A 13,721-nucleotide genomic window follows, 5' to 3' on the forward strand; every position below is an offset into this window, starting at 1 on the left:
CCTAAAATTTCAAAGCCAAATCCACCACACTATTGACGACATCTGCCATTTTATTCAAATCCAGCTTATCGACCGTATCCAGTGGCGTATTATAATAAGGGTTGCGATAATGCGCTGTATCGGTAATCAAAAGCGTAGAATAATTAAATTTGGCATAATTCAAATAACCCGAAAAGTCGATATTTTGCAAAAAGGCCGGGCTAATAAATCGTTCACACTCTAAACGGGAAAGACGCTGCATCGACTCACAATAGTGAGTGACCATTCCGGCTGAAGCCAGATGACCAATCGCCGCAATAAAGTTCCCTTCGCTTGGATAGATCCATTTTAAACCAGCCGGATAGGTTTGTACCTGGTTATCGTTAAAATAGCCGATTGAATCCAGAATGATGACTCCTCTAATTTTCTGTTTCTGAGTTTTTAACGATTTTGCATGAATGTAACTACCCATATATTCAGACTTAAAATAAGGGGGTTCCTCTAGGGTATAAAAGGCAAACTCGACATTGTGTTCTAGTTTGGTCTTTTGTAAAGCCAGCAACCGTGCAGCTTCCAGTGCTCCTGCAACACCAGAGGCATTATTGTCCGCGCCAGCCTGCTCACCTTGTGCATCATAATGCGCTCCCAGCACCAAGGTCTTTTCCGCTTTGGCATCCAGACGGCAAATGACATTACGATAGCTCAGATGATTGACAACATAAGTTTGAAACTGGCAAGGGATACCAAATAGTCGCATCTGCTGCTTGATCCAGGCTGAAACCCGATTGAGTTCTTCGACATTCTTAAAATTCCGAAATTCATCAATATTAACAATCTGGTTAATAAACAGTTTTAGGTGCCCTGCTTGAGCACTTTTGGCAATATTGGCTTGACTTGCTGTAGAACACAGCAATCCCCAACTCAACAGAAGAACCGTAATACATCCTTTTAAAATAACGCTGGGCCGCATTCTTATTATTCCATGGCTTTATTATCAAGCGGAGACTTGAACTCGGTTTATTAAAGCAACATCACTCCCAGTATTTCAATTGCAATTTGTTTCACCGCTCAACTTCATGTTAGGAGATCGTTATAATGGCGTATCCAATGATTGATTCTCTATTATGAAAATTCGTATCCTGACCATTGGTCAGAAAATGCCGGCTTGGGTATTAACTGGCTTTACAGATTATTTTAAGCGCATTCAGCCCTTTGTCCAGACGCAGGTGATTGAATTACCTATGGCCAAACGTGGGAAAAATGATTCTGAAGCCGATATTTTGAAATACCGCAATATTGAAGGTGACAGCATCTTGAGTGCGTTGAAACCAAATGAAGTGCTGATTGCGCTGGAAGTGGGGGGTCGTGAATTGAGTACCGAAAAGCTGGCTAAAACCATGAAAAGCTGGATGCTGGAAGGTCAGGATATTGCGTTAGCCATTGGTGGACCGGACGGACATTCAGAAGCTGTGCGTAAGGCAGCCGTCTGGCACTGGTCGCTCTCTAAACTCACCTTACCGCATCCGCTGGTACGTGTAATGCTGATCGAACAGCTGTATCGTGCCATGAGCATCAACCATAATCATCCTTATCATCGCGCTGGCTAAGCGCAGTTGTTCTGTATTTGCAACGTTTTGTTGAATAATCACGCCTGCTCCTGATGCTCTTTTTTGGGCATTATTGAAACATCTGACTGATATGGTTTGAATTATGAACTTACAAACCCTGCCCGGCTTATTTATTTCTCATGGCTCTCCAATGCTGGCACTTAACCCGGAGCAGGTAGGCCCGGCCTTACAGCGTCTGGCGTTGAATTTACCGCGTCCGCAAGCCATTGTGGTGATGTCTGCACACTGGGAAAGTGAGGTACTGGAAGTGAATACCGGTATTCGTCCAGAAACCTGGCATGACTTTCGCGGCTTTCCGCCGGAGCTGTACCAGCTCCGCTATCCAGCACCGGGTAATCCTGAACTGGCAGAACAGATTCTGAATATGTTTGCCAATGCCGGATTCTCGGCGCATGCCAACAGTGTCCGTCCACGTGATCATGGTGTCTGGATGCCGCTATTGCATATGTATCCCGAAGCAGATATTCCAGTGGTGGAAATCTCTCTGCCGATGTCAATGAGTGCCGAGGAGATTTATGGGATCGGTCAGACCTTGGCTGTGTTACGTGAGCAGCAGGTGCTACTGATCGGTTCTGGCAGTATTACCCATAATCTGGCTGAATTATCCTGGCAAGGAAATACTGACGAAGTTCCAGAATGGGCATCGACTTTCCGCAATTATGTGGTGAACAAACTGACCCATAGTGACTTTAATACAGTACTTGACTGGCAATCGCTCCCTCATATCAAGCGCAACCATCCAAGCTTGGAGCACTTTACCCCATTGTTCTTTGCCATGGGTACCGGGCACCGCTTCAGCATTGTGCATAGTAGCTTTAGCATGGGTTCCTTAGGCATGGATATTTACCGTTTCGATTAAAATTTAAAGCAACTTTCATCAATTAACAAAAAAATATCAATGGATACACTTTGAAACCAAAAAAAACTGAATGTATCCATTTTTTTTAAAAGCTGATCATATATGATGTATCTTGTTATTTTAAATCAAGAACTTGAATCTAATGAAACTAAAACTTCTAGCACTTGCACTCTTCCCACTTGCACTGACTGCTTGCCAATCATCTGAGATTCAAAAAGTAGGAGATTTGGCTGTGTCTGTACTACAACAACAAAATGCAGATCAGACTTTGGCAAATTACCATTGGAGTGCTAACACAGCAGATGCCCCAAAACCTCTGGTTTTAAAGTTTGACAAAGCAGGCCGTTTAGGAATTTCTACCAGCTGTAACGGTATGGGAACCAGTTGGAAAGTTGAAAATAACCAGATCGTGACGGGCAACCTGGCGGCTACTCAAATGGCCTGTGAGCCTAAAGCCATGGCACAAGAAAAAGTTGCAGCAGATTTATTTGAAAACCGTAAAGTCCCATTCGTTTTAAACTTGAATGATCCACAAGCTCCAACACTGACTATTGTCTCTGTGAAAGGCGAAAAAATTGTCTTCACTGGTAAGCAAACCGCTGAATCAAAATATCAAAGTGAAGGTGAAACCATTTTTCTTGAAATTTCACCAGAAACCAAAGCATGCACAGGTGTAACAGCACAAACTTGTCTCCAGGTTCGTGAAATCAAATATGCTGACAATGGCGTAAAAACCCAAGTCAATAAAGACTGGACATTATTCTATAACTCTATCGAAGGTTTTACACATAACCCTAAAGAGCGCCAGATCGTGCGTATCAAACGTTATGAAGTTAAAAATCCAGCAGCGGATCATTCCAAATATGCGTATGTTCAAGACATGATTATTGAACGTGAAACAGTTAAGGGTTCACTTTAATTTTTAAGTCGATATAAAATGTATGGAAAACCGATGTTAAGGCATCGGTTTTTTCAGTTTTTACTCCCCTTCACTCAGGGATCATCATTTTCTATAATTTTTAAATATGGAATATTGATCATGCAGATAAAAAGAAATATGTAAGCCATCAAAGCATTCAGCTTATTTTCTATATTTTTATTGCTATCAACTTGCCGAAATACAACCATAGAAAAAACCACTCCGACAACACCCTTTAAATCCTCAGTCACGTTTTTATGTCATGAAATATTAGAATAAACAGGTGGATATCATGCCACCCAACACTAACCTAAAGTCACTTCAAAAATGGTCATCAGTATATTGTTTACGGTATCTCTTATATTTCTGATATAAAAATTATAATGCTGAACTTTAGCAAAATTCGCATCGAAGTCAATTTAGAAGATCAAACTCCAACACTGTGATTAAGCTTCCATCCTGATCGAATGATATTTTAGAGTAACTGCCCTCGCTTAGGTCTGGACTGTTTTTTGTAAAGACAATAAAAAAACCGAGGCAAAATCCTCGGTTTTTATTTAGCTATATTCAAATTTAGAATACACCCTGTGCAAGCATCGCATCCGCTACTTTAACGAAGCCGGCAATATTTGCACCATTTACATAGTTCACAGTGCCATCTTCTTGCATACCGAATTTCACACAGTTACGATGAATTTCTTTCATGATTGCATGCAAGCGCTCATCGACTTCTTCAAATGTCCAACCTAAACGTAAAGCGTTTTGAGACATTTCCAAACCAGAAGTAGCTACACCACCTGCATTTGAAGCTTTACCTGGCGCATAAAGAATTTTCGCTTCAACGAACTTCTCAACTGCTTCCAGCGTAGAAGGCATATTTGCACCTTCCGCCACACAGATCACACCATTTGCTAGCAGAGCTTCAGCATCAGACTCATCCAGCTCATTTTGTGTAGCACATGGAAGCGCAATATCACACTTGATGGACCAAGGGCGCTTACCTTCCAGATACTCAAAACCATGCTTGGACGCAAATTCGGAAATACGGCCACGTTTTACGTTTTTCAGTTCCATCACTTCAGCCAACAAGGCATCCGTAAAACCGTCTTTAATGTATACCGTACCCCCTGAGTCAGAGAGTGAAACAACTTTAGCACCCAAATACATCGCTTTTTCAGCTGCGTACTGTGCAACGTTACCTGAACCTGAAATGGTCACTACTTTATCTTTGAAGCTTTCGCTACAGCTCTTAAGCATTTCCTCAGCGAAATACACAGCTCCGTAGCCTGTTGCTTCTGGACGAGCCAGTGAGCCACCGAAAGTCAGACCCTTACCGGTGAATACACATGAAGTGTCATTGCTGAGCTTCTTCATCATACCCGCCATATAGCCCACTTCACGGCCGCCTACACCAATATCGCCCGCAGGAATATCGGTGTCCGACCCTAAATGACGGTATAACTCAATCATCAGAGACTGGCAGAAACGCATGATTTCGCCTTCTGACTTGCCCTTAGGATCAAAGTCGGAACCACCTTTACCACCGCCCATAGGCAATGTAGTCAGGGCATTTTTAAATGTTTGTTCAAAGCCCAAGAATTTCAGGATAGACAGGTTCACCGATGGGTGAAAACGCATGCCACCTTTAAATGGACCAATCGCTGAGTTATATTGCACGCGAAAAGCACGGTTGACATGGGTTTGACCTTGGTCATCCACCCAGGCAACACGGAACTGGATCACGCGCTCTGGTTCAACTAGACGTTCAAGCAAACCGTGGGCTGCGTATTGTGGATTTTTCTCGATAAATGGCCACAAGCTGGTCATCACTTCTTCAATCGCTTGAAGAAACTCTGGTTGATGTGCATCACGTGATTTTACGTAATCTAGGAACTCATTAAGTGTGTTGTATTTCAACGCTTAATCCTCAGCAGAAAATGGATCAAAATTGGTCAAATTTACAATCAATGTTAAATTTTGGCGCAAAATATTAAATATCTTTTGTAACTAATCTACAATACTTTTTTGAAAAAATCTTTAAAATTAATTTGATAACAAATATTTATACACATTATAAAAATTTTTCCTCTGTTAGAAAATGCTAATTGAGTCCATCCAGAATTCTGCCTTTATGTCTAAAAAACAAGGCACTAAATGCTAAAAAATCCTGCCCATCATGTGACTTTAAATTTATGTTAAAATTGAAAAAACGACATATTTTGTTTCACTTATACTAAAGCTCAAGCAAGAGCAGCTCTGGTTATTCATGACTTCGCAAATTTCTCTCATCCAGTCCATTGATGCTTTACTGCCCCAAACCCAATGTGGTTTATGTGGTCATCGTGATGGTTGCTTACCTTATGCCCAATCTATTGTTGAGGGTGAAAATGCAAATAAATGTGTACCAGGAGGACAGCCGGTTGCGGATGCTCTGGCCACATTATTAAATCGCACTAAACTTCCGGCCGAAAAAAGTGTCTGGCTGATCCAGGCCGATGGCCGGCCACAGCGGATGAAAGCGGTGATTCGTGAAGATGAATGCATTGGTTGTACCAAATGTATTAGTGCATGTCCGGTAGATGCAATTATTGGTTCAGGCAAACTCATGCATACAGTTTTGACTGAGCTTTGCACCGGCTGTGAATTATGTATTCCTCCTTGCCCGGTCGACTGCATTGATCTGGTCGAGGATCAGCAGCCTTTAGCTACAGATGCACAGCGTATCACTGAGCAGAATGACCTGCGTCAACGTTACTATGCACATATCCAGCGTGAAGAAAAACGCCGGATGAACCGCAAGGGTCCAGTGGTACGGGCTGAAATCAATACTGCCCTATTTGCACAATTTTCTGCCCAGGTTGAGCAGGTTCCGGCTATTGAAGTCATCCAGAAACCGGCAGATGAAGTGGTCATCTCAGATGCGCAAACGACGATTGAACTTGCCAAACTCCGCACGCAAATCAAGAAGCTGGAAAAACAGCTTTCTGTACGTGAAAATGAACAGAAACGTATACAGCTTGAGGAATTACAGCAGAAATTACAGGGATTACAAGGATAAAATATGAGTACCGCAAGCCATAAGCCTGTAAAAAACATGACTAAGAAACAGGTTCAAATCTTTTTTGAGCGCTTAAGAGCGCAGCGTCCAGATCCCAAAACTGAACTGAATTATTCCAGCCCATTTGAACTGTTGGTGGCCGTAACCCTGTCTGCCCAAGCAACCGATGTCAGCGTGAATAAAGCCACCGACAAACTGTTTCCAGTGGCCAATACTCCCGAAGCAATTTATGCCTTGGGCGTAGACGGCTTAAAGGAGTATATCAAAACCATTGGTTTATATAATTCAAAAGCGGTTAACGTCATTAAAGCCTGTGAAATACTCATCACGAAACATAATAGCGTAGTACCGGACAATCGTGCTGATCTGGAAGCTCTGCCCGGCGTAGGCCGCAAAACCGCCAATGTGGTGTTAAATACGGCTTTTGGTCAGCCGACTATGGCAGTCGATACCCATATTTTCCGGGTAGGTAATCGTACAGGTCTGGCCGTAGGTAAGAATGTACTGGAAGTAGAACACCGTCTGGTGAAAGTCATTCCCAAGGAGTTTATTGTCGATGCCCATCACTGGCTAATTCTGCATGGCCGCTACTGTTGTATCGCACGCAAACCTAAATGTTTTGAATGTGTGGTCGCCGATGTCTGCAACTGGCCGGACCGTTTTGAATTTGGCGCAGGCCAAGCCATTCCAGTAAAAAGTATTGATTAATCTTTTTAGTTAAGTTCTGAGGAAATGAAAAGCTCTTATAAATTGCTTGTCTTTGGTTAACGCCGAGAGTAGAGAGTCATCATGCTGAATAGTTTGAAGTGGGGTTTGTGAATAGAGTTCATTTCAGAACAATCAGCCTGAATAGTGGTGTCGGGCTGGGTGATAAGGAGTTTTATACATACCAAGCTTTCCCCGCCAAGTCAGCAGAAGTGAGTTGGCAACTAAGGAAAAAATCGAGCGCCTAGCGTTAAAAAATATAATTCTTGCATCCTTTACTCCTCAGCTGACTTTTTGTTTCCGGTATTTATTTCTTGTCTTGCTCAGCTTGTTCTTGCTTGGCCCGATCAAGTTCAGCTTGTAATTTTGGATGCAGCTGACGCATAGGCACTTTACCCATATTTTCTGTGCGCTCTTCTTTCTGAACTTTTCTTAGCATTTTAAAGCTCAATACAAACAGGCCTACCAGGACAACCAAACAAAGTCCTATTCCAAGCAATATCGCAATTTCCACAGTGGTCAGCCCTTTTCAATCAACCATAAAAAAGAGCCCTAATATGACTTAGAGCTCTTTTAAAGTCAAAATTATCGAAAATCGATTATTTTGTTTGGTCCAGAACCGCGAAAAGATCAGCCTGAACATCTTCGATTGGACGTAAACCGTTTAGCTTGTCATAAGTCGGCGCATTTTCACCAGATGCTGCACGGCTCTGATAGAAGCTCACCAACTGTTCAGTTTCAGTGTGGTATGAACCCAGGCGCTTACGAATTGTCGCTTCCTGATCATCAGGACGTTGAACCAAGTCTTCACCCGTTTCATCATCTTTACCTTCCACCTTAGGTGGATTGTAAATAATATGGTAAACACGACCAGAACCCGGATGCTGGCGACGGCCAGACAGACGTTTTACGATTTCTTCATCCGGTACATCAATTTCAATCACATGATCAATATCGATGCCTTCTTTTTCCAGCGCTTCAGCCTGTGGAATAGTACGTGGGAAACCGTCAAAGATACAGCCATTTACACAGTCAGGCTGTGCAATACGTTCTTTGACCAGTCCAATAATTAATTCATCAGAAACCAAACCGCCATTATCCATGACGTTTTTAGCTTGTAGACCTAATTCAGTTCCTTCACGAATCGCAGCACGGAGCATATCACCGGTTGAAATTTGTGGGATATTGTAGCGCTTACAGATCAACTGAGCTTGTGTACCTTTACCTGCTCCAGGTGGTCCGAGTAAAATAATGCGCATATATAAACATCCTCATTTAAACAATATGTATGACGCCACGACCACAATCCTCTGATTGTGTCCCCCGGCATCTCATTATAAGAAAGCCACAAACAAATGGATTAAACCCGCAATAAAACCGGTGACACCACCCAATACAATCAGGATCCATTCGTCTTCCTGAAATGCAGGACGTAACAGATTCTGAAACTCCTTCGGTGTCAGCTCGCGTATGCGGTCTCTAAACATTTGATAGATCTTCTGTGCACGGCTCGCATTAAATGCAGGGTCGCATACAGGCACCATCGTAATTTCAATCGAGCGATCGATCAAGTCTGTCTTGAGTTTTGCATACTCTTTGGGTCCTAAAGACAACTGTAAAGAGGTCCGAACCAACGGTGTTTCCATAATTTCGTTAATATGGCGTTTGACAATACGGCGAGTCTTATCTTTTCGACTGCCATACATCATTTCAGTCATGATTGATTTTAGCGTAATCAGATCTTCTGTGACTACACTTGCAAAAACATCAGAGACTTCTTCCTGACGTTTCATAAAGGCACCTTGTATGTTATAGGTGCTAATTCGTGGAATTAGCGGCTTGATCCAAGGGAAGCTGCGATCGGCAGTCCGGGCGAAGAATTGTGGATATTTGATATAGTGCGGCTCTACTGGATTAAATACCATCCAGATGGCAATCCAGTTGGTCAGAAAACCCCAGATTGCTGCCCAGAACGGCACAGTCCAGTGCCAAGGCACCACAAACCACACTATCATCTGGAACAGACCAAAGAGCATCCCGATCAGGGCGCTAATATGCCAGATAAAGTTAATTTCTTTTTGCCCGACTTTAAGGAACATGCGTACCATTAAACGCCGGTCACCTTCCATTTGGCTGACCACCATCTCCCGCATATTGACCAGTGACTCGACGTTCATGGTCAGCTCGGTCACAAGTTCTTTTAAGGTACTTGGTAGCTGCTTATGGGCCTGGGCATAAATACGGCGTTTAATAGAATAAGGTAAATTTTCCCAAAGTACCGCATTACGGTCGATCATCACTTCATCAATCAGGTGCTCAAGCTCAAAACTCACCTGTTCACCAATAATACGAGCCATATCATCTGGATCCATGGCATTTAAAAACTCATGCAACGAGCCCAGTTTAGATAAAGTATTATCTGTGATAATTCCCGAAATACGTCCAGCTTTACGCGGTACGATTCCCTGCCATCCCACAGGTAGAGGGCCTATATGAAAACCCCAGAAGTTGATTGGATAAAACACCATTTTCAGTGCCATCCATACGTGTGCCCACGTTACAAATGCGGTGACCGGGATAATGCTGAGCACGGCCCAGAAATCCGGGCGATTCAAAAAGACTTGCCATAACTCGTTGACGTACTCAAGCATGCATAACTTCCATATTTAATTTTTTGTTCACAGTATACACGTATTAATAAAGTCAAATATTTTCTCTATAAACCGATACTTGAAGTATAGGAAAATTGTAGCCGCGGTTCAGTTTCAGCCACCACCCGGCCATTTCGGTCTTCTAGTTTCTCACCTGCCCCTATCCCGATACTAAAGCTGCTGATCCGCTCTGAGTTCAGCAAGACGTAGGCCAGATCAACGCCTGCACCCAAGCGGGCTTTATCTTGACGGTCTACCTGTTTAGTATCAATATGTCCTGCATAAGTTCCAATATAATAACCATTTTTATCTTTACCTGTGAGGTGGGCCGGGTAACGAAAGCCAACTTGTGCTCCCACAGTCTTGTCATCGTTGATAAAGACACCACCTTTCACGTAAGCAATCCCATAAGGATTCACCCATTCAGTATTTAAATGGAGCATTTTCTGGGTCAACCCTGCTCCGATATTCCAAGTTTTGGGTTGCTGATCATTTAACTGGGCCTGCCTGTGATTGTCCTGGGCATAGGCAGAACCCGCAACTGCCCATAAAGCACACATTAACAAAGGGTAAACTTGGTTCATTCCTTCACCATCATCCTTAATTATATTTTTTGGTAGAGCTCTATTTTTATTTAATTTTGACTTTAGCAGAATTATCCAGACTGTTATAGGCAGCAGCTTATAATTTTCATGTCTACAAAGTCAAAACGTCGTCGCCGTCTCATTTTGCAGCTGTTTTTTCGTTATCAAATTAAGAACAGTTGCGTTAGAATACTCCACTTTGATTCTTTTCTCTCAGGTCTTAAGTCGATCGCGTTATGAAGCAGCACTTTCCTTTAAAAAATGCACAACAAGAAAAGCGCATCTATCGCAATCGGGTCATGATTTCGTTTGGGATCGTCATTTTCTTTATGCTGCTGCTGGTATGCCGCTATGCTTACCTGCAAATTTTTAATTTTGAAACTTTTTCCACGGCTTCTGACCAGAACCGGATTCGCCTGCAACCTTTAGCGCCCGCACGGGGATATATCTATGACCGTAATGGGGTGCTTTTAGCCGATAATTATCCAGTTTTTACAGCAACGTTAAGCCGTGCAGATGTCAAGGATATTGACCAGACTATTGAGCAACTCAAGCCAATTTTAGACCTGAGCGAAGAAGATATCCAAGGTTTTCAGAGCCGGATTAAAACCGCTCGTCGTACCGAACGGGTCTCGATTAAACTGAACCTGAATGAAAGTGATATTGCACGTTTTAGTGAAGTAAAATATCAGTTCCCAGGTGTCAACATTGAGACCCAGATGACCCGCTATTATCCGCATGGTGAGCTGTTTGCTCATGTCATCGGTTATGTAGGCCGTATTAATGACAAAGAACTCAAGTCGATCGATAAAGACCTGTATGCCGGCACCAACCTGATCGGGAAGATTGGGGTAGAAAAATCCTACGAGGAATTACTGCACGGAGTTCCGGGCAATGAATCGGTTGAAGCAGATGCCTTTGGTAATGTATTGCGTCATCTCGGCCGTAAAGACCCAGTCCGTGGCAATGACCTGTTCCTGTCTTTGGACTATGGCCTGCAAGTTGTTGCCTCAGAGCAGCTGGCTGGACGCCGTGGTGCCATTGTGGCCATGAATCCGAAAACTGGAGAAATTCTGGCACTGGTCTCTAGCCCTAGCTTTAACCCGAACCTGTTTGTAACCGGAATTAGCCACAAGAACTATAGTGCATTAAGGGATAACCTCGACCAGCCGCTTTATAACCGTGCTGTACAAGGGGTCTATCCACCAGGTTCCACCATTAAACCCATGTTTGGACTGGGCGGGATTCATTATGGTTATGTGGACTGGGATACCACCATTTCTGATCCGGGTTATTTTAGCCTGCCTGGCGATAGTCACCGTTTCCGTGATCATAAAAAGACCGGGCATGGTGCAGTCGATATGCATAAGGCACAGAACGTTTCCTGTGATACCTATTTTTATGTGCTGTCCTATCGCATGGGTATTGAAAAAATGGACACCTGGATGCGCCAGTTCGGTTTTGGTGAAAAAACCGGTGTAGATCTGCCCAGTGAAAGTTCAGGACTTTATCCTAACCCGGATTGGAAAATGCGTACCCGAAATGCTAAATGGCTACGTGGTGAAACCATTTCAGTCAGTATTGGTCAGGGCGCCTTTACTGCAACCCCTTTACAGCTCGCGATGGCGACAGCTATTACTGCCAACCATGGTAATAAAGTCATTCCGCACGTCCTGCGAGAAAGCCGTGGTGCAAAATCTTTCCAGGTACATAATGGCACGCATGGCAAAATTGAATTTAATGGAAGCGATGAAGACTGGATTAAAATGCGTGATGCTATGGTTGACGTCATCCAGACTGGGACCGGCCGTGGGATTCGTGGGGGCTTACAGTATTCAATTGCAGGTAAAACCGGAACGGCACAGGTTAAAAGTATTGCTCAAGGAAAGCGCTATAACGAAGCCTTACTGAATGAACGTCAGCTTGACCACGGTTTATTCGTCGGTTTTGCGCCAGCAGAAAGTCCTGAAATTGCCATTGCAGTGATTCTGGAAAATGGCCGCGGTGGTAGTGCGGCTACAGCACTTGCCCGCCCGATCTTCGACTATTGGCTGCTCCACAAGGACAAAAATCCAGTACGTCCACACAACCATCAGTTAAGTGGTGGCCTGATGACTGCGGGGATCAAACCTGGTGAATTGCCAAGTGGTGAAAGTCTGCTCAGTCCAAATGCAGCCGGCACAACGAATACATCTGACAATGCGGCAGCTTCTCCCCCAGGCAATGCTTCAGCTCCCGCAACCCCTGCACCTGCTTCTATAGAGCGAGATTAACCATGAAAAATCAGCTTCGTATTATTGGAGGTGACTGGAAACGCCGGCAACTGGCTTTTGCCAGCATTGAAGGGCTTCGTCCTACGCCAGACCGCGTTCGTGAGACTCTGTTCAACTGGCTCATGTGGGATATTCAGAATGCTGTTGTCCTGGACCTGTGCACAGGCTCGGGAGCATTATCCTTTGAAGCGCTGTCACGCGGTGCTGCTCAAGTGGTCATGATTGAACCTGACCGTACTCAGGCGCAGTTTTTAACCAATAATCTTGAGCTGTTAAAAGTCACCAAGTCACGTGCCCAGTTAAAAATTGCTACGGCGCAGCAAGCGTTGACAAATATAAAGCAGCAATTTGACCTGGTCTTTCTGGACCCCCCTTATGGCCTAGACTTATGGGAAGAATTGGCTCAGCAAGCAGATCCGCTGATTAAGTCTGAAGCTTATATTTATGTCGAAGCAGACAAGGACTTACATCAGCTGAAGCTTCCGGCTTCATGGCATTTAATTAAAACGACCAAAGCAGGTATGATCCGGGCGGGATTGTATCAGAAAAATGTAAATGCATAGTGATCGAAAAAAATCATAAAAAAGGATTCCAGTATGGAATCCTTTTTAAGTAATTACATCGTCAAGTTAAAAACTAAGCCATAACCTGCTTAACGGTCACGACGCCAGTCACGGTTGTCCCGATCATGTTTCCAGTCCCGATGATCTTTATGTTTCCAGTCGCGGTCACCATGTTTTCGGTCATAGTGGCGGTCACCATGATTCCGATCATATTGTCCATGACGGTCTTTATTGTAACGATAATCACCATCATCATAAGGGTCAACCACACAACCGGTGACAGAGATTGCCAATATAGACAGTAATATGATTCTTTTCATATTCATCCCCTCTTACTTCATTATTTAGTATCGAATGATTTAATGGAGAATAAACGTGATGATTGTTGTACTGTTGTAGCTTTTATTCACTACTTATGCGTACAGAGATTCAGGCGAATCTGACCGCAGCCTTCAGGTATCAATCCAGTGAAATATAAACTTGGATTTTGCAGGAATCTGCT

Annotated in this window: 15 protein-coding genes; 7 read left to right on the forward strand and 8 right to left on the reverse strand. The window is 43.5% G+C overall.

Features of this window, described 5'->3' with window-relative positions:
* Position 1: 1 nt before the first annotated feature.
* Positions 2-949 carry a M28 family peptidase gene (locus E5Y90_RS09305; protein ID WP_174660062.1) on the reverse strand — a complete coding sequence of 316 codons (948 nt, stop codon included), beginning with the start codon at positions 947-949 and terminating at the stop codon, positions 2-4.
* 154 nt (positions 950-1,103) lie between these two features.
* On the opposite strand from E5Y90_RS09305, the gene rlmH reads away from it, so the two are divergent.
* The 3 genes from rlmH to E5Y90_RS09320 all read left to right on the forward strand — a co-directional run bounded on the left by rlmH (position 1,104) and on the right by E5Y90_RS09320 (position 3,385).
* A complete protein-coding gene (gene rlmH, locus E5Y90_RS09310) occupies positions 1,104-1,586 on the forward strand; it encodes a 23S rRNA (pseudouridine(1915)-N(3))-methyltransferase RlmH (protein ID WP_174660063.1) in 483 nt (160 codons plus the stop codon).
* A 103-nt stretch (positions 1,587-1,689) separates the two neighbouring features.
* Entirely contained in the window at positions 1,690-2,466 is a 777-nt protein-coding gene (locus E5Y90_RS09315) for a DODA-type extradiol aromatic ring-opening family dioxygenase (RefSeq protein WP_174660064.1), read from the forward strand.
* 142 nt (positions 2,467-2,608) lie between these two features.
* Positions 2,609-3,385, forward strand: coding sequence for an META and DUF4377 domain-containing protein (locus E5Y90_RS09320; protein WP_151203303.1), 777 nt, complete (start codon positions 2,609-2,611; stop codon positions 3,383-3,385).
* 74 nt (positions 3,386-3,459) lie between these two features.
* Here the strand turns inward: E5Y90_RS09320 and E5Y90_RS09325 are convergent, their stop codons facing one another.
* Both E5Y90_RS09325 and gdhA read right to left on the reverse strand, forming a co-directional pair.
* The gene (locus E5Y90_RS09325; RefSeq protein WP_174660065.1) at positions 3,460-3,636 is read right to left on the reverse strand and encodes a hypothetical protein; all 177 of its coding nucleotides are present in this window, start codon (positions 3,634-3,636) and stop codon (positions 3,460-3,462) included.
* 322 nt (positions 3,637-3,958) lie between these two features.
* Positions 3,959-5,302, reverse strand: coding sequence for an NADP-specific glutamate dehydrogenase (gene gdhA / locus E5Y90_RS09330; protein ID WP_174660066.1), 1,344 nt, complete (start codon positions 5,300-5,302; stop codon positions 3,959-3,961).
* Between the two features lie 349 nt (positions 5,303-5,651).
* Between gdhA and E5Y90_RS09335 the strand changes: the two genes are divergently transcribed.
* A complete protein-coding gene (locus tag E5Y90_RS09335; RefSeq protein ID WP_174660067.1) occupies positions 5,652-6,443 on the forward strand; it encodes an RnfABCDGE type electron transport complex subunit B in 792 nt (263 codons plus the stop codon).
* A gap of 3 nt (positions 6,444-6,446) precedes the next feature.
* On the forward strand, positions 6,447-7,151 hold the full coding sequence (nth, locus tag E5Y90_RS09340; RefSeq protein ID WP_151203300.1) for an endonuclease III: 705 nt from the start codon (positions 6,447-6,449) through the stop codon (positions 7,149-7,151).
* 304 nt (positions 7,152-7,455) lie between these two features.
* On the opposite strand, the gene E5Y90_RS09345 is transcribed toward nth, so the two are convergent.
* The 4 genes from E5Y90_RS09345 to E5Y90_RS09360 all read right to left on the reverse strand — a co-directional run bounded on the left by E5Y90_RS09345 (position 7,456) and on the right by E5Y90_RS09360 (position 10,383).
* Entirely contained in the window at positions 7,456-7,662 is a 207-nt protein-coding gene (locus E5Y90_RS09345; RefSeq protein ID WP_174660068.1) for a hypothetical protein, read from the reverse strand.
* Positions 7,663-7,747: 85 nt separating this feature from the next.
* Positions 7,748-8,407: an adenylate kinase gene (gene adk / locus E5Y90_RS09350; protein ID WP_151203298.1), complete on the reverse strand. Its 660-nt coding sequence runs from the start codon at positions 8,405-8,407 to the stop codon at positions 7,748-7,750.
* Positions 8,408-8,482: 75 nt separating this feature from the next.
* Entirely contained in the window at positions 8,483-9,799 is a 1,317-nt protein-coding gene (locus E5Y90_RS09355) for a hypothetical protein (RefSeq protein WP_174660069.1), read from the reverse strand.
* Positions 9,800-9,864: 65 nt separating this feature from the next.
* On the reverse strand, positions 9,865-10,383 hold the full coding sequence (locus E5Y90_RS09360) for a hypothetical protein (RefSeq protein WP_174660070.1): 519 nt from the start codon (positions 10,381-10,383) through the stop codon (positions 9,865-9,867).
* 236 nt (positions 10,384-10,619) lie between these two features.
* Between E5Y90_RS09360 and mrdA the strand changes: the two genes are divergently transcribed.
* Both mrdA and rsmD read left to right on the forward strand, forming a co-directional pair.
* Positions 10,620-12,656 (forward strand): penicillin-binding protein 2, encoded by a 2,037-nt coding sequence (gene mrdA / locus E5Y90_RS09365; RefSeq protein ID WP_174660071.1) that lies wholly within the window; start codon positions 10,620-10,622, stop codon positions 12,654-12,656.
* A 2-nt stretch (positions 12,657-12,658) separates the two neighbouring features.
* A complete protein-coding gene (rsmD, locus tag E5Y90_RS09370) occupies positions 12,659-13,219 on the forward strand; it encodes a 16S rRNA (guanine(966)-N(2))-methyltransferase RsmD (RefSeq protein WP_151203294.1) in 561 nt (186 codons plus the stop codon).
* Between the two features lie 89 nt (positions 13,220-13,308).
* Here the strand turns inward: rsmD and E5Y90_RS09375 are convergent, their stop codons facing one another.
* Positions 13,309-13,539, reverse strand: coding sequence for a hypothetical protein (locus E5Y90_RS09375; protein ID WP_151203293.1), 231 nt, complete (start codon positions 13,537-13,539; stop codon positions 13,309-13,311).
* Positions 13,540-13,721: the final 182 nt, after the last annotated feature.

The sequence above is a fragment of the Acinetobacter sp. 10FS3-1 genome (assembly GCF_013343215.1).
GTDB classification, from domain to species: Bacteria; Pseudomonadota; Gammaproteobacteria; order Pseudomonadales; family Moraxellaceae; genus Acinetobacter; species Acinetobacter lwoffii_C.